The organism is Sphingomonas sp. 4RDLI-65, assembly GCF_049472435.1.
In the GTDB taxonomy this organism is placed as follows: domain Bacteria; phylum Pseudomonadota; class Alphaproteobacteria; order Sphingomonadales; family Sphingomonadaceae; genus Sphingomonas.
On record NZ_JBCEBT010000002.1, the window covers coordinates 353,104 to 371,333 of the forward strand.

The window sequence follows — 18,230 nt, forward strand, 5'->3', positions numbered from 1 at the left end:
CACTCCGCGCCTTGCCCCATTATATGCGCCGTCATGACCGCAATCACCGTCGCCGCGCTGCAGCTGGGCTTCACGCCCAACATCGACCGCAACATCGCCAACGTCTCGCGCCTCGTCCACGAGGCCGCCGCAAACGGCGCGCAGGTCATCCTGCCGCCCGAGCTGTTCGAAGGCGAGTATTTCTGCCGCGTCGAGGACGAGGGCCTCTTCGCCAACGCCGCCCCCGTCGGCGAACACAAGGCGGTGCTCGCGATGCAGGCGCTCGCCGAAGCGCTCAAGGTCACCATCCCGACCAGCTTCTTCGAGGCGGACGGCCCGCATCATTACAACAGCCTGGCGATGATCGGCCCCGACGGCAACATCCAGGGCGTTTACCGCAAAAGCCACATCCCCGACGGCCCCGGCTACGAAGAGAAGTTCTACTTCCGCCCCGGCAACACCGGCTTCAAGGTCTGGCCACATCCTGCGGGGAAGCTAGGCGTCGGCGTCTGCTGGGACCAATGGTACCCGGAAACCGCCCGCGCGATGATGCTGATGGGCGCCGAGATCCTGTTCTACCCGACCGCGATCGGCAGCGAGCCGCACGACACCTCGCTCGACACCGCCCGGCTCTGGCGTCGCGCGATGGTCGGCCACGCGGTCAGCAACGTCGTGCCCATAGTCGCCGCCAACCGCGTCGGCGTCGAGCACGGCCAGACCTTCTACGGCACCAGCTTCATCGCCGACGAGCGCGGCGACATCCTCGCCGAGCTAGGCCGCGACGACGAAGGCGTGATCACCGCGACGATCGACCTCGACATCGTCAAGCGCCACCGCGCCGCGTTCGGCTTCTTCCGCGATCGCCGCCCCGACCTGTACGGCCGCCTCGTTCAGGACATCTGACCGCGCAACTCCAGCGCCCGCGCGAACACCGCGTCGAACATCTCGGCGGTCAGCACGCCGGTGTTCACGTTATACCGCGAGCAATGGAAGCTATCGATCAGGATGCGGCCGTCGGGCATGCGGTGCTCGGCGCCATGCGCGAACCGCGCCTTGGGCAGCCGTCCGCCGAGCATCTTCACCGCAGACTGATGCGCGATATGCCCCAGCGCCACGAACACGCGCGCGCTCGGCACCGCATCGGCCTGCGTCTCGAGGAACGGGCGGCAGGTGCGGATTTCCTCGGGCGTCGGCTTGTTCTCGGGCGGCAGGCACTTCACCGCATTGAGGATGATCGCGCCGTCGAGCGCGACTTTGTCGTCCGCCTTGGCCGCGTAGGTGCCCGTCGCGAGCCCGAACCGCTCGAGCGTCTCGAACAGGAACTGGCCCGAGAAGTCGCCGGTGAACGCGCGCCCGGTACGGTTCGCACCATGCTTGCCGGGCGCGAGGCCGATGATGCCCAGCCACGCGGCGGGATCGCCGAACGCGGGGACGGGGGCGTTCCACCATGTCGGGAACTCGGTCCGCAACGTCTCGCGCAACCCGACCAGACGCGGGCAGAGCGGGCAATCATGCGGCGGCTCGGTGTCGGGCAGGGCGGACACGGGCACGAAGACGGTCGTGACGTCGACCTCGCCTGTCGAGTCGATCGCGGCGTCGGGAAGTTCGGTGGGGTAAGGTGTGGAATCCATGGGATTGCGCTAGGCGGACCAAATGTCGCCTGCAACCCCGCTCCCGCCGATCGCGCAGGTCGCAACCACCTACGCCATCGCGCTCGGCTCCAATCGACGCGGTCGGCACGGTGCGCCCGAGCGCGAGATCGTCGCCGCGCTAAACGCGGTCGGCCGGGTCGTCGCGCAGTCGCCGATCATTGCCAGCGCGCCGCTCGGGCCGTCGAATCGCCGCTATGCCAATGCGGTCGCGCTGATCGAGTCGGCCGAGGATCCGAGCGCGCTGCTGGTCCGCCTCAAGCGCATCGAACGCGAAGCCGGCCGCCGCGCCGGGCGCCGCTGGGGCAGCCGCGTACTCGATCTCGACATCGTGCTCTGGTCGGGCGGCGCCTGGTCGTCGCCCGGCCTCACCGTACCGCACGCGGCGTTCCGCACCCGCGGCTTCGTGCTCGGCCCTCTCGCAAGCCTCGTCCCGACCTGGCGCGATCCGCTGACCGGGCGGACGATACGTCAATTGGCACATGTGGTTGACCGAAAGCGGCCACGCGATTAGGTGCGCGGTCCACGATGGCGGGGGTCCGTAGCTCAGTTGGTAGAGCAAGCGACTTTTAATCGAGAGGTCCCGGGTTCGAGCCCCGGCGGACCCACCATCGCACGGCCCATGTCGTTAGGCCGAATCTCGACGTTATTGATGCCGCCGATCGTCACATCGTAGGTTAAGGCAGCGCGTCGGCTCGCCATCAACCTTTGGCTCGTCACCAAGGCGGGCCGGCAAACTTCCCAATATCCCCGCCAGCCAGCATTGGGGCAGGTGGATGGCACCACATCAGATGGCAGTCCCGTCACACCGATCCGCACATCACCCGATCACGACGCCTCCGCGATCAGCTTGGCGGCTTCGGGCGTGTTCCATTCGTAGCCGCCGGTCATCCGCCACACTTCCTTGCCGGCCGAATCGTACAGGATCGTGGTCGGCAGGTTCGCTTGGTAAGCGAGGCTGAGGCCAAGCTTCGGATCGAGATACGGCTTCAGCGTCGAGAATGACTTGGCGGCAAAGAACGGCGTCACCTTCTCCGCGCCCTGCATGTCCTGGCTGACCGCGATCACCTGCACCTTGCCGGCGAGCGACTTGGCGGCGGCATCGAGCGTCGGCATCTCGGCGACGCATGGCGCGCACCAGGTCGCCCACAGGTTGAGCAGCAACGGCTTGCCCTTGAACGTGGCCAGCGTGACCGGCTTGCCGTCGGGCGCGGTGAAGGCGACCGTCGGGCCGGTCTCGCCCTTGTGGCTGCGGTCGAGCTTTTCGGCGCTTGCCGTCGGTCCGGTCGCTTCGTCGGGAGCGGGGCCGGCGGGCACTTCGTCGGCGGAGGCGGTGTTCGCGGCGACGACGTTTGCTTGCTCCGGCGCGGGCGATTTCCTATCGCAGCCGGCGACCAGCAGGCCCAGTCCCACGAAACAGAGGGTCGGCCGCGCTTTGAATACAGGATTCGAGAACATGGACGGTTCCAATTCGATGTGGGGTGGGCGGTTCGCCGAGGGGCCGGCAGCGGTCATGCGCGAGATAAACGCCTCCATTCCCTTCGACAAGCGCCTCTGGCAGCAGGATATTGCCGGCTCGAAGGCGCATGTCGCAATGCTCGGCAAACAGGGTATCGTCTCGGCCGAGGATGCGGCGACGATCTCCGCCGGGCTCGACACGGTGGCGGCGCATTATGCCGAGCACGGCGTCGAGGAAGATTTGGTCCTCGAAGACATTCATATGCAGACCGAGGCGCGGCTGGCCGATGCGATCGGGCCTGTTGCGGGGCGCCTGCACACCGCGCGCTCGCGCAACGATCAGGTCGCGACCGACTTCCGGCTCTGGGTGCGCGATGCGATCGACCAGGCGCTGGCGGCGCTGGCGGGGTTCCAGGCGGCGCTTCTCGCGCGGGCGGAAGAGCATGCGGCTAGCGTCATGCCGGGCTTTACGCATTTGCAGTCCGCGCAGCCGGTGACGCTGGGCCATCATCTGATGGCGTATCACGCGATGATTTCGCGCGACGTCGGGCGGTTCGTTGATGCGCGGGCGCGGATGAATCGTTCGCCACTCGGCTCCGCGGCACTCGCGGGCACCGGCTTTCCGATCGACCGCGAGATGACCGCTGAGGCGCTCGGCTTCGACGGGCCGATGACCAATTCGCTCGACGGCGTCAGCGACCGCGACTTCGCGATCGAGTATCTGACCGCCGCGACGCAGACCTCGCTGCATCTGTCGCGGCTGGCGGAAGAGTTCGTGCTGTGGGCGTCGCAGCCGTTCGGGTTCGTCGCGCTCAGCGATCAATGGTCGACCGGCAGCTCGATCATGCCGCAGAAGCGCAACCCCGACGCGGCCGAACTGGTGCGCGGGCATGCCGGGCGGATCCTCGGCTGCATGACCGCGCTGATGGTGACGATGAAGGGCCTGCCGCTCGCCTATTCGAAGGACATGCAGGACGACAAGCCGCCGGTGTTCGAAGCGCACGACCTGCTCGCGCTGTCGATCGCGGCGATGACCGGGATGGTCGAGAGCGCGACGTTCCGCACCGATCGGATGCGCGGGCTGGCGGAAAGCGGCTTTGCGACCGCGACCGATCTCGCCGACTGGCTGGTGCGTGAGGCGGGGCTGCCGTTCCGCGAGGCGCACCATGTCACCGGGCGCGCGGTGAAGCTGGCAGAGGAGCGCAAGGTCGCGCTCGATGCGCTGCCGATCGACGACCTGAAGGCAATCGATGCGCGGATCGACGAACGCGTGTACGGCGTGCTCTCGGTCGACGCGTCGGTCGCCAGCCGGACCAGTTTCGGCGGCACTGCGCCCGACAATGTGCGTGCCGCGATCCGCGTGGCGCGAGCGACTGCAGGGTGAGGGACGGCATGAAACGGCTTCTGGGATTGGCGGGACTGGTGCTGGCCCTGTCGGGCTGCGGTGCGGCGGACGGCCTGGTGCCGGCGGAGGGCAAGACGCTCCCGGTCGCGCCCTATGGTGCGAAGACCCAGCCGACCGCCGCGCAGCTGCTCGCGCCCACCACGCAGCAACGCCCGCAACGCAGCGACGAGCTGCTCACCACGTCCCAGCCGCGGCGCAGCGACGAGTTCGACCTGCCGCCGCCCAATTGATCGAGCCGAACCATGGACCATTTCGCCTATCGTGACGGCGTGCTGCACGCCGAGGACGTCGCCCTGCCGGCGATCGCCGAGGCCGTCGGCACCCCCGTCTACGTCTATTCGACCGCTACCTTCCGCCGCCACGCGCAGGTGTTCCGCGACGCGCTGAAGCCCGCCGGCCGCGTCCATCTGGCATACGCGATCAAGGCCAATCCCAACGTCGCGGTGCTGCGCGTGCTCGCCGACGAGGGCTACGGCGCCGATGTCGTCTCGGCCGGCGAAATGGCCCGAGCACTGGCGGCAGGCATCCCGGCCTCGGACATCGTGTTCTCGGGCGTTGGCAAGACGCGGCGCGAGCTGGCGCAGGCGCTCGACGCCGGCATCGGCCAGTTCAACCTGGAGCTGGAGGAAGAGGGCGAAGTGCTCGCCGCGCTGGCGCATGCCCGCGGCGAACGCGCACCGGCGGTGCTGCGCGTGAACCCCGACGTGGACGCCGGCACGCACGCGAAGATTTCGACGGGGCGCAAGGAGAACAAGTTCGGGGTGCCGATCGACCAGGCCGTCGCGATGTTCGATCGCCTGTCGAAGCATGACGGTCTCGACCTGCGCGGGGTCGCGATCCACATCGGCAGCCAGCTCGCCGACCTCGCGCCGCTCGAGGCTGCCTATGCGCGGATCGGCGAACTCGTCGCCGAACTGCGCGCCGCCGGTCACACCATCAGCCGCGTCGATCTCGGCGGCGGGCTCGGCGTGCCGTACAAGCCCGACGACGTGCTGCCGAGCCCTGCCGAATACGGCGCGATGGTCGCGAGCGCGACTGCGGGCTGGGACGTCGAACTCATGTTCGAGCCCGGTCGCGTGATTGCCGGCAATGCCGGCGTGCTGCTGACCGAGGTGATCTGGGTGAAGCCGGGCGTGGTCAATCCGTACGTCATCGTCGATGCCGCGATGAACGACCTCGCGCGCGTCGCGATGTACGACGCGTATCATGATTTCGTCGCGGTCGAACCGACCGGCGAACGGATGACCGCCAACATCGCCGGCCCCGTCTGCGAAACCGGCGACACCTTCGCGATGGGCCGCGATATCGACGTCGTGAAGTCGGGCGATCTCGGCATCTTCCGCACCGCGGGCGCGTACGGGGCGACGATGGCCTCGACCTACAACAGCCGCGCCTTGGTGCCCGAAGTGCTGGTCGATGGCGACCAATTCGCGGTGGTCGCCGACCGCATCCATCCCGAGACGATCCTGGCCGCCGAGCGCGTACCGGAATGGCTCAAGCGGTGACGCTTCCTCCCTCGCTACAGAGCCTGCCGCTGTTCGTCAGGCTGGCGGGGCGCCCGGTGATCCTGCTGGGCGAGGGCGAGGCGGCCGATGCGAAACGCCGGTTGCTCGATCGTGCAGGCGCGGACGTGGTCGGTGAGGATGCGGCCGCGGTGCTGGCGATCGTCGCGATCGACGACGAGGACGAAGCGCTGGCGGCGGTCGCGCGGCTGAAGGCGCGCGGCATTCTCGTCAACGCCGTCGACCGCTCGGCGCTGTGCGACTTCACGCTGCCCGCGATCGTCGACCGCGCACCGGTGCTGATCGCGATCGGCACGAGCGGCGTGTCGGCGGGGCTGGCGGCGGCATTGCGACAACGCCTGGAAGCAATCGTCCCCGCCGATCTCGGCAGGCTCGCACTGGCGTTGCAGGCCGCGCGAGGCGCGTTGCGGAAGCGCTGGCCCGACATGGGCGAACGTCGCCGTGCGCTGGCGACCGCGATGGGGGCAGGCGGCATGCTCGATCCGCTGTCGCCGACGCATTACGTCGACGCGTGGCTGGCGCCGACCGGCACGCCTGCCGCGGTGCGAGATGTGGTCGTGACCCTCGTCCTGCTCTCCGACGATCCCGAAGACCTGACGTTGCGCCAGGCGCGCGCGCTGGCCAGCGCCGACCGTGTCTATCACCGCCCCGACGTGCCCCCGGCGATCCTCGACCGCGCGCGCGCCGATGCCGCGCGGCTGTGTGCGGTGGTGCCGGCGGACCCGGGTACGGGCCTCACCGTCGCGGTCGAGATGGCGCGGTGAGCGGCTTCGGGTTCCGGATTACCGACGGCAAGGCGACCCGGGTCGACGTGAAGGAAGCCCTCGACTGCACCGCCGACCTCGTCTGGGTGCATCTGTCGACCAACGCCGAACACGCGCAAACCTGGCTGCGCGATGAAGGCAAGCTCGACGATTACGTCGTCGACGCACTGACCGCCACCGAGACGCGCCCACGCTGCGAGGCGATCGGCGACGGTGCGTTCCTCAACCTGCGCGGGCGATCGAAGGAAGAACTCGACACCTCCGACCTGCTGGCCTCGCTCCGCATCTGGGTCGTGAAGGGCAGGGTGTTCTCGGTGACGCGAAAGCCGTTGATCGCGGTCACCCATGTCGAAAAGATGGTCGAGCACGGCGAAGTCCGCGATCCCGGCGACCTGATCGCCGCCTTCGCCACAGCGATCACCGCCGATCTCGATCCCGACGTCGCCTCGCTTGGCGACCAGCTCGACGATTGCGAGGAACAGCTCGACGCCAACCGCGTGTTCGAACTGCGCCGCACGGTCAGCAAAGTGCGTGTCGCGGCGATCGGCTACAAGCGTTTCCTCAGCCCGCAACGTTCCGCACTGGAGAAACTCGCGGCATTGCCGGGAGACTGGCTCGCGGACGACGATCGCCTCCACCTCGCCACCGCCGCCGATCGCGCCGCGCGGATGGCGGAGGAACTGGAGTCGATCCGCGAACGCTCGGCGCTGATCCACGAATCGCTCACCGATCTACGCGCAGAGCAGATCGACAATCGCTCGCTGATCATCTCGATCGCGGCGATGGTATTCCTGCCGCTCACGTTCCTCACCGGCCTGTACGGGATGAACGTGAAGGGGCTGCCCTATGCCGACGAGCCCTGGGCGTTTGACGCGATCGCCGGTGCCTGTGCGGCGTTGTCGGCGGGAATCGTGATCTACTTCGTCCAGCGCCACTGGTTTCGGCGGTAGGTAGCGGTCCTCGCCCTGGCGGGGGAGGATTGAGGTTACGCCGCGCTGGCGGTCCGCCAAGCCTGGGCGATCTCGTCGAGCATGTCCGCGGAGTCGCGAAACGGCTGCGGGTCATGGCCCAGCGAAGCGTTGATCACGGTCTTTCGCGCACCGCCGTACAGCCGCGCGAGCGTCTCCGACACCTGCCCGCCCTTCTCGAAATCGAGCCCTGCCTCCAGCGCGAACAGGATCGCGGTGGCGCGCGTGATACGCTCGCTCTTGATCGCGAACTTGCGCTTTTCGCAGGCCCAGGCGGCCGCGCGCAAGGCCGCCACCAGCTCCTTGTACAGCAGCTGCACCAGCGCCGGGCCGTCCGCGGTGGCGGTGTGGCCGACCGCGTCGATCTGGCGATAGGTCGCAAACGGGTCGCGCATCAGCGTGCTGGCGTAGGTCACGAACTCTTGTTCCAGGCTGCGATCTGGTTGGTGAGGAAGGTCTGCGTCGATTTATACGCCGACACGCGCGCGTTCATGCTGGCATATTGCTGCGTCAGCCGCGTGGTCAGCTGCGCGGACTGGTCGGTCACCTTGTCCTGCTGTTCGGTGACGTCGCCGACGGCAGCGGTGTAGCGCGTCGTCGAGGCGCCAAGCCCGGTCACCATGCTGGTCGCGCTAGTGGTCAGCGCGGTGAGCGACGCGGACAGGCTGAATACGTTGCTGCTCGACGGTGCGAACATCGCCTCGATCGTGTCGGGGTTCGCCGCGATCTGCCGCGCGAGCAGGTCGGCATCGACCCGCAGCGTACCGTCGGTGTTGGTCGCGACGCCGATCTCGGACAACGACCGTGGAACACCCGATACGGCACCGCCGACCAGTGCCTTCGAACTGAGCGCTTTCAGCGATCGCAGCAGCGATGTTGCGGCGGGGTCGGACCGCAGGTTGCCGGTGATCGGATCGGTCTGTTCGGTGATCGCCGCCAGCACTTCGTTATAAGTCGTGACGACGTCGTTGACCGCTTGCGTCAGCGCATCGGTCGGCGTGGTGCTGCCGAGCGTGATCGGGACGGTGGATACCGCATTGAGCTGCAATTTCACGCCATCGACCAGATCGCTGATCGTGTTGCTCGCCCGCTCGACCGCGATTCCGTCGACCGTCAGCTGGGCGTTCTGCGCGGTCGAAACCAGGCTGGTGTTGGTCGCGCCGTCGCTGATGTCGACCTTGCCGCTGCCAGTGGCGTCGCCCTTGAGGGTAAAGGCCTGCGCATCGCCGGTGCCGCCCTTGACCGACAGATAGGCGCCGCCGTTCGCATCGGTGACGACGGACGCGGTGACGCCGCTTTTCGCCGCGTTGATGCCGGCGGCGATCGCATCGATGCTGCCATTGCCGATGGCAATGGGAATTCCTTCGCCACCGCCGATGCTCAGCGTCAGCGCACCAGTGTCGAGCGACGTCGCGCGATCCGCAGCCGGCACCGCCGTCGTCGTGCGTGCGACCTGCGCGGTCGCCAGGCGCGTGACCGTCACGCTCGCCGACAGGTTCGACAGTTTCGCGCTCGAGATCGCCGTGGCGCTCAGGACCGCGCTGTTCGAGCTGCTCGGCTGCGTCTGCAGCGTGCCGCCCTTCACCAGCGTGGCAAGCGCGGCGGAAAAGCCGTTCATCATGCTCTTGAGCGTGGCGACGCCCGAAATCTGCGCGGTGAGCGTTTCCGACTTGGCCTTGAGCGCTGCGGTACGTGCCGCGAACTGTGCGGCGACCAGCGACGTGACCAGCGTGCCGGTATCGACGCCCGAGCCCGCGCTCAGCCCCTCCAGCAGCGCCTGCGTCGCGGTGTTGACCGCACTTTGCGCGGTCGGCGCAGGCGTGGGAGTCGGCGTGGCCGTCGTGCTGGTGGTCGATGTTACCATGGCGAAATCCCTGCACGTGCGCGCTTACGATCAGTAACGGCCGCGCGACGCGGATGTTTAGGCCTGTTTCATCCCGTTTTCGTCGAAGCGCGCGTCCTTCGGCACCGTGACGAACGGCTGGATCGGTGGCGCAGCGCCCCCGGCCGCGACGTTGAGTCCGAACACGAAGGCGAGCACCGTCGCGATCGCCATGTACAGGTCGTCGCGGACCTCCTGGCCCTCCTTGCTGGTGTAGTAGATCGCACGCGCCAGCATCGGATATTCGAGCACCGGCACGCGGCCTTCGCCAGCCAGTTCGCGGATCGCCAGCGCGGTGGCGCCGCGCCCCTTGGCGACCACCACCGGCACCTGGTCCTTGCCGCGATCGTAGCGCAGCGCGACCGCAAAGTGCGTCGGGTTGGTCAGCACGACATGCGCCTCCGCAACCGACTTGCGCAGGCCCCCCCTCGCCATCGCCCGCATCTTCGCGCGCATCTGGCCCTTCGCCTCGCCATTGCCCTCGGTCTGCTTGTGCTCGTCCTTCACCTCCTGCTTCGACATCCGCATCTTGCTAAGACGGCGGATGATCTGGATCGGCAGGTCGACGCCGGCGATCGCGCAAAGCCCGAACGCCATCGCGATCAGGATGCCCTTGAAGATCCCGCCGAGCGTCGACAGCGCCTGGTTGAGATCGGCGGACGAGGCGAGCCCCATCGTCGAATGCGCGGCGTTCCACAGCATCCAGCCGCCGATCGTGCCGAGCAGGATCACCTTCAGCAGCGACTTGCCGAGCTCGATCCAGCCGTTCGACCCGAAGATGCGCTTCAGCCCTGCGGCGGGATCGACGCGGCTGTATTTGGGCGCGAGCAGGCCGCCGTTGAAGCCGAGCGAGCCGAGCCCCGCCTGGCTCAGGATCGCCGCACCGACGCTGACGATGAACAATGTGATCAGCGAGGGCGCGAGCTTGCCGCCCGCCTCCATCAGCGGGCGCCAGGGAGAGAAATCCTCGACGTCCGCATGCGTGAACTGGAAGCTCGAGCTCATGATCGCCTTGCACGCCGTGATCAGCGTCGGGCCCGCGTAGATCAGCCACGCGACGCCGGCGAGCATGCTCAGCGCGGTCGCAAAGTCGCGCGACTTGAGGATGTCGCCCTTCTCGACCGCATCCTTCTTGCGCTTGGCGGTTGGGGCTTCGGTCTTTTCACCCGAATCCTCAGACATCAGCCGAGCACCAGATTTTCGGTGGCGGCAAGGCCTTCGCGGACGATGACGAGCATGTAGTCGCCCATCGTCGGGAACGCGATCGCCAGCGTGACGACACCGACCGCGAGGCTGGCGGGCAGCCCGACCGCGAAGAGGTTAAGCGAGGGCGCGGCGCGGCTCAGCATGCCGACGACGATGTTGAGGCACAGCAGCAGGAACCCGACCGGCAGCGCGAGCAGCAGCCCGGCGAGAAACGCATAGCCGCCAAAGAACGCGATTGCCTTCAACCGCTCGACGCCGATCCACGCGGCGCCGGGGGGGAGCACGTCATAGCTCTTCACGAGCAGGTCGATCAGGATCAGGTGGCCGTCGACCGAGAGGAACAGCAACGTCAGCATGATCGAGAAGAACTGGCCGAGGGCAGGGGAGGACTTGCCGTTCTGCGGGTCGATCGAGGAGGCGAAGCCGAGGCCCATCGCGCCGCCGATGATCTCGGCGGCAATGACGGGCGCGGCAAACGCGATCTGCAGGACGAAGCCGAGCGCGAGGCCAACCAGCGCTTCGGCGGCGGCGGAAAGGATCGTGGTGACCGCGAAGATGTTCTGCGGCGGCACGATCGGATGAGCGGCGAGCACCAGAAACCCGATCGCGCCCGACAGCGTGACGCGCACGGTGAGCGGTACCGACACCGAGCCGAACACCGGCGCGGCGATGAACGTCGCCCCGATGCGGATCATCACGAACACGAGCGCCCAGAGCTGCGGCTCGATGCTGAGCCCAAAACCCAACATCTCAGTTGCCGTTCGTGCCGAGTAGGGACCGAGCGAAGTCGAGGGCCCGTATCGAGGTGCCTGTCCCTCGATACGCCTTCTCGACGAGCTCGAAGTCTACTCGGGACGAACGGAAATTTTGGCTCACTTAACAAGATCCGGGATGCGCTCGAAAATCCCGATCGTGAAATCGCTCAGCAGCCCCAGGATCAAGCTCCCGAAGATCAGGATCGACACGGCGACCACGACCAGCTTCGGCACGAACGACAGCGTCTGCTCGTTGATCGACGTCGCCGCCTGGATCATCCCCAGGATCAGCCCCGCGAGCAGCGCCGGGATCAGGATCGGCGCGCTGGCGAGCGCCAGCACCCACATCGTCTGGTTCGCGACGGTCAGGAAATATTGCGCGTCCATTGCGTCAGGTCGCGAACGAGTTGGCGAGGCTGCCCATCGTCAGCGCCCAGCCATCGACCAGCACGAAGAGCAACAGCTTGAACGGCATCGAGATGATCGTCGGTGAGAGCATCGCCATACCAAGCGACATCAGCACGGTCGCAACGACCAGATCGATGACGATGAACGGGAGGAAGATCAGGAAGCCGATCTGGAACGCGGTCTTGAGCTCGGACGTGACGAACGCCGGGAGCAGCACCGAGAACGGGATGTCGGTCGGCGTCGCATAGGGTCCGGATTTCGCGATCTGCGCGAACATCGTGACGTCCTTGATCCGCGTCTGCTTCACCATGAACGCGTGCAGCGGCACGCCCGCCGTCGTGATCATCTGCGTGCCGGCGAGCTGACCCGCGGCATAGGGCTGGATCGCGGTCGTGTTGATCTGGCTGATCGTCGGCGCCATGATGAAGAAGCTCAGAAACAGCGACAGCCCGAGCAGCACCTGGTTCGGCGGCGTCTGCTGCAGGCCCAGCGCCTGGCGCAGGATCGCGAGCACGATGATGATCCGCGTGAAGCTGGTCATCATCAGCAGGATGCCGGGCAGGACCGTCAGCAGCCCCATGATGATGAGGACTTGCAGGCTCAGCGACAGCGAGCCGCTCTGTCCGGTATTGCCCGCGGCCTGACCGCCGAGCTGGCCGAGCGCGCGATCGACCGCGTCGCCGACGGCGGGGTTGGTCGGGGCGGGGACGCCTTGCGCGAACGCCGGCATTGCAAGGAACAGGGCGAGAAGAAGGGCGAGCGCTATCCACACCAAGCTGTTTCCCCGCGAACGCGGGGATCCAGGGTTATGGAGTGCGACGGTCTTGGCTCCTGGATTCCCGCGTTCGCGGGAATACGAAGAGCGCTTCGGCGCTGCGAACAGGGCAGGACCCGAGCCCTTACGCGTTACTGTCGGACGGGCGATCGCGCTCATGCGTCGACCTTGTCGATCAGGTGCACGCCACCACGACCGACCGAGACGAGCAGCCGGCGGCCCTCGAAATCGATCACCGCGAGACGAAGCCCCGGGGAGATCATCATCGTTTCCTTGACGCCGATCAGCCGCGTCGAAGGCTTGCCCGGCATCCGGCTCTCGAACTTGCGCCACAGATACAGGCAGCCGAACATCAGGCCGCACACCAGCGGCAGCAGGATGACGAGCTTGAGGATGTAGGTCCAGAGCATCGGATCAGCCGCGCTTGTCGGGGCTGACGAGTTCGGTCATCCGGACACCGAAGCGTTCGCCGACCGTCACCACTTCGCCGCGCCCGATCAGCGTGCCGTTGACGAATACATCGAGCAGTTCGTTGGCCTGACGATCGAGCTCGATCACGCTGGATTCGCCGAGCGCGAGCAGTTCGCGCAGCGTCAGGCTGGTCGAGCCGATCTCGACGGTCAGCTTGACGTCGACATCCTGCAGCAGCCGAAAATTGGCGGCCACGGCGGCGTCGACGGGGAAGCCTCCGGTCATGTCGTTCATGCTGCAAATCCTTCGTCGAAACGGGTAATCGAGGTGAGCTGGATGGCGGCGAAGCCGTTGGACGTGCCGACCGTGCCGCAGCCGAGCCGGTTGTTGCCGACCATCACCGGCACGTCGCCGGAGATGATGATCGGGATCACGTCGCCGGGCTTCAGGTCCATCAGCATCGTCAGCTTGACGACCGGCTCGGCGAGCACCGAGCGGATCGGGAAGCGCACGTTCATCGCCGCGCGCGTCAGCTCGTTGCGCCATGCCGGATCGGGCTCGGCCGACTTGCCGACGACCTTCGCGGTCAGCGACGGCGCATGCGGCTTCAGCGCAGAGACGGGGTAGACGAGATCGAGGAATACCGGCTTGGCGGCGCCCGCGGCGATGCCAAAGCGCGTGACGATCATCGCGTCCTCGCCGTCGAGATCGGCGATCATCGCCGGGTTCACCTCGACCCGCGTCGGCAGGAAATCGAACCGCGCCATCGGCTCCCACGCGGTCTTGAGCGGCGCGGCGATCATCTGGCCGATCCGCGCGACCATCGCCTCGGCGGCGGGCGAGAACTCGGTCGGCAGCGTGTGCGGCGCAGCACCGGTGCCGCCGAAGAACATGTCGAGCATCTCGAGCACGAACTTGCCGTCCATGATGCACAATGCCTGCGCCATGCCCGGCGTCATGATCAGCGGCAGCCACGCGGTCAGCGCATCGCTGCGTTCGGCCCGGTAATCGGTGAAGCGCTGGACCACCAGCGGCTCGGCCCAGCAGCGGACCTCCTGGCGGAGTAACGGCTCGAACACGCCGCGCAGACCGCGCGCGAACCGGGCGGAGAGATGCTGCAACGAATGCAGGTCGCCGAACGGATTGAGCTTGGCCCCGCCGAGCACGCCCTGGTGCAGCACGCCGCCCTGGGGTGCGCCGGAGCGATCCCGGTCGCGTCGCTCGCGTGTCTTTGCTGGGGCCTCGTTAACCATGCCTCACTGAACAACGAAACTGGTAAAGTAAACGTTACCGATCCCGCCAAAGCCTTCCTTTTGCTTGAGCGTATCGTTGATCGCTTTCGCCAATCTGACCTGCAATTGACGCTTGCCGTCGCTGCTCATGACCTGCTCCTCGGTGGTGTCGCCGAGCGCCATGAGGATCGCCGAGCGGACCGCGATATCGTTGGTCTTGAGGTTGGTGATGACCGTATCGTCATACGGCGTGGCGACCGCGATGCCGACCTGGACGAAGTGCACCGAGTCCTGAAGGTTGGAGGTGAACTCCTTCTCCATCGGGTAGTAGGTCGAGGCATATTTGTCGCCGCCTTCGCCCGCGGGCGGCTTCATCCCGTGGTTTTCGGGGGCGGCCTCCTCGCCGCCGCCATGGCCACCGCCTTCTTCGCCACCCTCGCCGGCATGCTTCTGCTCGCTCTTGGGAACCAGCTTGGGCTTGCCGTCGTCGACTTCGGCATGGCCACCGCCGAGCAGCCCGGCGTTCGACGCATAGACGCCCGCGCCGACGCCCCCGCCGACCAGCACCAGCAGCGCGACGCCGCCGATCAGGATCGTCTTCATCTTGCCCTTCTTCTTCGGGGCGGCATCTGAAGTTTCTTTTTTGTCGCTCATGTCAGGGTCCTTCGGGTCAAGCGATTCGGGTGTCTTCGGCTGCGTCCGCGATCACGGCGGTAGCCGTCGCCGTACGATTCGGAATCTGTGATGGGGTGGGTGCACGCTGCTGGCTGGAGCCGGTATTCCCGTCCCCAAGCGCGCCTTGCCCCAGCTTCAGCCCGCGCGCTTCGGCCAGTTCGGCCAGCCGCGGCTGTGCGTCGGCCAGCAACGTGCGCGTCGCGGCCTGTTCGGCATTGAAGTGGACGTGCACCGTGTCGCCATCGGTCTTCACCGACACGTCGATCGCACCGAGCGCATCGGGGATCAGGCGGATGCGCGTGTCGGTCGCATCGGCAGCGTCGCGGATCATCTCGATGTGTTCGATCATCGCGTGCGGCCAGCGCTCCTGCCGCATGTCGAGCGGCGCCTGCTGTGCCGCCGCCGCCACGACCTGCGGTGCCGGGGCGAGCGCAGCCGACACCGATGCGGCATCGATCGATCCCGTCGTCTCCGTATCGCGCGCCTTGGTCGCCGCCTGGATCGCCGCACCGAAAACCTGGGCGGCCGACGCGACCGTGCCGGCCTGCGGCTGGAACGAGTCGGGCTGTGCCACGGCAAGCGCGACCGGCGTCGTTGCCTCGGTCGCGGTCCAGCGCAGCGTGCCTGTCAGCGGGGGCGTGCTCGCCACGAGCGACGGGCTCGCCGATGATTCTACCGGAGTCGCGGCCGACACGCCCTTGGCCGCGAGCGGTACCAGCGGATTTGTCGTAACGATCGGAAGCCCCTGCGATCCAGCGACCGACGCACCCTGGATGGTGGTCGTCGGGATCGACGGCGCGATCGCTGCACGTGGCGGCAGGAGAGCATCCGCGACCGAAACCGTTGCGCGGTTCGCAGTCCGGCGCGCAGCATCCGTCCCGAGGGGTGCTGCGTTCTTGGCTGGCACGCTTGCCGTCGGCACGGTGATACCCGGCACGCGCACCACGTCAGTGGCGGGCGCAGTCACCGCTGGCGCCACTACCGGAAAGAGGGAAGGGTCCTGCGGCTCGTGCGCCAGCGTACCGGCGGATGCCGTCGCCAGCGTCGGCGATGCAAACGCGGTCTCAGGTTTGCCGGCTATCGGCGGGAGCGGCTCGGAGGATGCCGAAGCCAAAGTCGCGGCAGGGGGCGACCGGGTAGGTACGCCATCGCCCGTCGGCGCATCGGGTGCGATATACGTGGTCGGCGCAGCCTCCTTGGCACCGCCGTTCCGCACCGGCATGGGTTTCAGGCCATCCACGGTCGCCAGTGGCATGTCTGACAGGATCATCGCCGGATAGGTCGCATCCGTCTGCGCCGGATTGGCCAGAACCGGCTCCGACCCGCCCGAACTGGGACTATTCGACACGCCCGTCAACGAAATGGGCGCGGGAGCGCCAGCGTGGAGGGGCGCTCTGCGATTGGGCGACGGCACGGCGGGCTCGGCAATGCGTACGGGATCTCCGCCCGGCATAGCCGGTGCGCTGGTCGCGGTTGCGCGCGAGGCGGGCGTCGTTGGCGCGCTGCCCGCGACCGGTATCGGCAAGATGCTGGTGGCCAGCGACGACGGCAAGGGTCCCGGCATGGACGTCTGCGCTACCAGCGTTTCGGTTTCCGACCTGGTCCGAAGCCCCGCCGGACCCTGCCGCGCGAAACGGTTTGCGGGCGGCGATAGGACGCTGTCCGACGGGATCGTCGTCAAGGGCACCGCACGCGATCCGACTATGGGCATCTCGGAGGCCAAGCTAATCGGCAAACCCGACGTCGCGCTTGAGGGGACCAGCAGGGTCGGGGCAGCTGAGCCTGTCGGCATGGCCAGAGTGGTTGTCGATGCGACCAACGGCACTTCGGCCTGTGGGACTTTCGGCCCGGTGGCCTTGCCTTGCGTCACGATCGGCTGGGCGGCAGTCACAGTTGGAGCGGCCGGCTTGGTCCGGCGGGCGGCTCGCGATCGCGGCGGAACTTGCGACGCAGGTCGCGCAGTGTCCGCGCCGGCGGCTTCGGGCATTTCGGCATCGACGTGAACGTCCGTGGCGGCCGCCGACGGATTGGCCCTTGGCGTTAGGCTGTCGGCACCGGCTGGTGGCGTCTGGCCGGCGACTGTCTGCGAAGGGGCCGCTGCGCTCGCGCTCGTCGGCGCGCTGGCATCGCCCGCGTCACCGTCCTGGGCGGTGTCGTCCGCCTCGCCATCCTGACCGGAGGCCAGGGCAGGGCGCGGCGATGTGGCAGGTCCCTGCCGCCCGATCGTCGTGGCTGGGCGTGCGCCCGGTCGGATCGCCGGGGTCTGAGCCGCCACCGCCGCGGCAGCGATCGCCGCCGGGTCGACCGGGAGTGTCGGCAACGGTTCGGAGTCCGTCGAGTGAGGGTTCGGCGTACGCATCGGCTGCCAGGCGGTAACGGCGGCATCGGCAGCGGTGGCGGCATCGAGGATCGGAATCGGCAAGGCATTGCCGGTCGCGGCCCACTCCTGCCGGGCAGTCTCCGGCATCGGCATCACCGGGAGAGCATCTCCGATCGTCGAGGTAACCGCGGCAGGGCTCGGGACAGGATGTGGGACCAGGCCCGCGACTGGAACCGCATCGTCGCTGGCCTTGGCAAACGAGCCCGCGAAATCGTTTGCCGCGACGGCAATCTGCGCGCCCGCCTGAAGCAGGGCCGGTCCGCGAGACACTGTAATGGCGGGAGAAAGGGTCGCGGTCTGGATCATGCGGTCACTCGAGTTCGGGCGTCTGCCCATTACTCAGCAAGGATCGTGCCGAACCTTTCGGAACACGGGAGATTCTTCCATCGCGCGGATCGCTTTCAGCACCGCATCGGCGTCGGCGCGCGCCAACAGCTTTTCGACCGCGCTCTGGTCGCGCTTGGCGGCACGGGTCGCTTCGGCGGCGCGTTCGACGTGCTGTTCTGCCGCGCGGACCCGCTCGACTGCGGCCGTGGCCGACTGGTGGAGCCGCTCGCGGTAGTGCGCCGACGCGCCCAGCGACACCGCAACGCGCGTTTCGTGGACCGGCGCGACCGCTTCGGCGAGCACCGCGATGCGGCCGGACATCGTCTGTTCGCTGGCGAACTTGTCGTGCGCGCGCGCTTCGTCGGCGCGGGTCAGGCCGAGCTGGAGCGTGCGCACGCGGTGGATACGCGCGAGAGTCTTGCCGCGCGTCATG

The 18,230-nt window shown here is 67.6% G+C and carries 22 protein-coding genes and 1 tRNA gene; 9 read left to right on the forward strand and 14 right to left on the reverse strand.

Annotated features, from left to right (window positions below; translation table 11 throughout):
• Positions 1-33: 33 nt before the first annotated feature.
• A complete protein-coding gene (gene aguB / locus VH567_RS06640; RefSeq protein ID WP_423324375.1) occupies positions 34-882 on the forward strand; it encodes an N-carbamoylputrescine amidase in 849 nt (282 codons plus the stop codon).
• On the opposite strand, the gene VH567_RS06645 is transcribed toward aguB, so the two are convergent.
• Positions 870-1,610: a uracil-DNA glycosylase gene (locus VH567_RS06645; RefSeq protein WP_423324377.1), complete on the reverse strand. Its 741-nt coding sequence runs from the start codon at positions 1,608-1,610 to the stop codon at positions 870-872. The genes aguB and VH567_RS06645 overlap by 13 nt on opposite strands.
• Positions 1,611-1,632: 22 nt before the next feature.
• Here VH567_RS06645 and folK point away from each other — a divergent pair, with 22 nt between their 5' ends.
• Both folK and VH567_RS06655 read left to right on the forward strand, forming a co-directional pair.
• Positions 1,633-2,142 (forward strand): 2-amino-4-hydroxy-6-hydroxymethyldihydropteridine diphosphokinase, encoded by a 510-nt coding sequence (gene folK / locus VH567_RS06650; RefSeq protein ID WP_423324379.1) that lies wholly within the window; start codon positions 1,633-1,635, stop codon positions 2,140-2,142.
• Positions 2,143-2,163: 21 nt separating this feature from the next.
• Positions 2,164-2,239: transfer RNA gene (locus VH567_RS06655), tRNA-Lys, on the forward strand.
• A gap of 217 nt (positions 2,240-2,456) precedes the next feature.
• Here VH567_RS06655 and VH567_RS06660 read toward each other — a convergent pair.
• Positions 2,457-3,041: a TlpA family protein disulfide reductase gene (locus VH567_RS06660; RefSeq protein WP_423324381.1), complete on the reverse strand. Its 585-nt coding sequence runs from the start codon at positions 3,039-3,041 to the stop codon at positions 2,457-2,459.
• A 61-nt stretch (positions 3,042-3,102) separates the two neighbouring features.
• On the opposite strand from VH567_RS06660, the gene argH reads away from it, so the two are divergent.
• Genes argH through VH567_RS06685 form a run of 5 tightly spaced genes read left to right on the forward strand, consistent with a single transcriptional unit; the run spans position 3,103 to position 7,728 of the window.
• A complete protein-coding gene (gene argH, locus VH567_RS06665; protein WP_423325007.1) occupies positions 3,103-4,470 on the forward strand; it encodes an argininosuccinate lyase in 1,368 nt (455 codons plus the stop codon).
• 8 nt (positions 4,471-4,478) lie between these two features.
• Positions 4,479-4,721 carry a hypothetical protein gene (locus tag VH567_RS06670; RefSeq protein ID WP_423324383.1) on the forward strand — a complete coding sequence of 81 codons (243 nt, stop codon included), beginning with the start codon at positions 4,479-4,481 and terminating at the stop codon, positions 4,719-4,721.
• A 12-nt stretch (positions 4,722-4,733) separates the two neighbouring features.
• Positions 4,734-5,996 (forward strand): diaminopimelate decarboxylase, encoded by a 1,263-nt coding sequence (lysA, locus tag VH567_RS06675; RefSeq protein WP_423324385.1) that lies wholly within the window; start codon positions 4,734-4,736, stop codon positions 5,994-5,996.
• Positions 5,981-6,778 carry an NAD(P)-dependent oxidoreductase gene (locus tag VH567_RS06680; RefSeq protein WP_423324387.1) on the forward strand — a complete coding sequence of 266 codons (798 nt, stop codon included), beginning with the start codon at positions 5,981-5,983 and terminating at the stop codon, positions 6,776-6,778. Before lysA ends, VH567_RS06680 begins: the two co-directional genes overlap by 16 nt.
• Positions 6,775-7,728: a zinc transporter ZntB gene (locus VH567_RS06685; RefSeq protein ID WP_423324389.1), complete on the forward strand. Its 954-nt coding sequence runs from the start codon at positions 6,775-6,777 to the stop codon at positions 7,726-7,728. Before VH567_RS06680 ends, VH567_RS06685 begins: the two co-directional genes overlap by 4 nt.
• Before the next feature lie 35 nt (positions 7,729-7,763).
• On the opposite strand, the gene VH567_RS06690 is transcribed toward VH567_RS06685, so the two are convergent.
• The 11 genes from VH567_RS06690 to VH567_RS06740 all read right to left on the reverse strand — a co-directional run bounded on the left by VH567_RS06690 (position 7,764) and on the right by VH567_RS06740 (position 16,438).
• Complete coding sequence (locus VH567_RS06690; protein WP_380782534.1) at positions 7,764-8,162, reverse strand: flagellar protein FliS; 399 nt, start codon at positions 8,160-8,162, stop codon at positions 7,764-7,766.
• Complete coding sequence (fliD, locus tag VH567_RS06695; RefSeq protein WP_423324391.1) at positions 8,159-9,610, reverse strand: flagellar filament capping protein FliD; 1,452 nt, start codon at positions 9,608-9,610, stop codon at positions 8,159-8,161. Before fliD ends, VH567_RS06690 begins: the two co-directional genes overlap by 4 nt.
• A 57-nt stretch (positions 9,611-9,667) precedes the next feature.
• Positions 9,668-10,810: a flagellar type III secretion system protein FlhB gene (gene flhB / locus VH567_RS06700; protein ID WP_423324393.1), complete on the reverse strand. Its 1,143-nt coding sequence runs from the start codon at positions 10,808-10,810 to the stop codon at positions 9,668-9,670.
• Positions 10,810-11,583, reverse strand: a complete 774-nt coding sequence (fliR, locus tag VH567_RS06705) for a flagellar biosynthetic protein FliR (RefSeq protein WP_423324395.1) — start codon at positions 11,581-11,583, stop codon at positions 10,810-10,812. Before fliR ends, flhB begins: the two co-directional genes overlap by 1 nt.
• A 123-nt stretch (positions 11,584-11,706) precedes the next feature.
• On the reverse strand, positions 11,707-11,976 hold the full coding sequence (gene fliQ / locus VH567_RS06710) for a flagellar biosynthesis protein FliQ (RefSeq protein WP_055874447.1): 270 nt from the start codon (positions 11,974-11,976) through the stop codon (positions 11,707-11,709).
• 4 nt (positions 11,977-11,980) lie between these two features.
• On the reverse strand, positions 11,981-12,727 hold the full coding sequence (gene fliP / locus VH567_RS06715; RefSeq protein ID WP_175518258.1) for a flagellar type III secretion system pore protein FliP: 747 nt from the start codon (positions 12,725-12,727) through the stop codon (positions 11,981-11,983).
• Positions 12,728-12,927: 200 nt separating this feature from the next.
• Complete coding sequence (locus VH567_RS06720; RefSeq protein WP_055874442.1) at positions 12,928-13,182, reverse strand: flagellar biosynthetic protein FliO; 255 nt, start codon at positions 13,180-13,182, stop codon at positions 12,928-12,930.
• A 4-nt stretch (positions 13,183-13,186) separates the two neighbouring features.
• Positions 13,187-13,477 carry a flagellar motor switch protein FliN gene (fliN, locus tag VH567_RS06725; RefSeq protein ID WP_056054132.1) on the reverse strand — a complete coding sequence of 97 codons (291 nt, stop codon included), beginning with the start codon at positions 13,475-13,477 and terminating at the stop codon, positions 13,187-13,189.
• Positions 13,474-14,436 carry a flagellar motor switch protein FliM gene (locus tag VH567_RS06730; RefSeq protein ID WP_423324398.1) on the reverse strand — a complete coding sequence of 321 codons (963 nt, stop codon included), beginning with the start codon at positions 14,434-14,436 and terminating at the stop codon, positions 13,474-13,476. Before VH567_RS06730 ends, fliN begins: the two co-directional genes overlap by 4 nt.
• A 3-nt stretch (positions 14,437-14,439) precedes the next feature.
• A complete protein-coding gene (locus VH567_RS06735) occupies positions 14,440-15,069 on the reverse strand; it encodes a flagellar basal body-associated FliL family protein (protein ID WP_423324400.1) in 630 nt (209 codons plus the stop codon).
• Positions 15,070-15,085: 16 nt separating this feature from the next.
• Positions 15,086-16,438, reverse strand: coding sequence for a flagellar hook-length control protein FliK (locus tag VH567_RS06740; RefSeq protein WP_423324402.1), 1,353 nt, complete (start codon positions 16,436-16,438; stop codon positions 15,086-15,088).
• 79 nt (positions 16,439-16,517) lie between these two features.
• Here VH567_RS06740 and VH567_RS06745 point away from each other — a divergent pair, with 79 nt between their 5' ends.
• Positions 16,518-17,093 (forward strand): hypothetical protein, encoded by a 576-nt coding sequence (locus tag VH567_RS06745; protein ID WP_423324404.1) that lies wholly within the window; start codon positions 16,518-16,520, stop codon positions 17,091-17,093.
• A 716-nt stretch (positions 17,094-17,809) separates the two neighbouring features.
• On the opposite strand, the gene VH567_RS06750 is transcribed toward VH567_RS06745, so the two are convergent.
• Positions 17,810-18,229: a hypothetical protein gene (locus tag VH567_RS06750; RefSeq protein WP_423324406.1), complete on the reverse strand. Its 420-nt coding sequence runs from the start codon at positions 18,227-18,229 to the stop codon at positions 17,810-17,812.
• Between the last annotated feature and the right edge of the window lies 1 nt (position 18,230).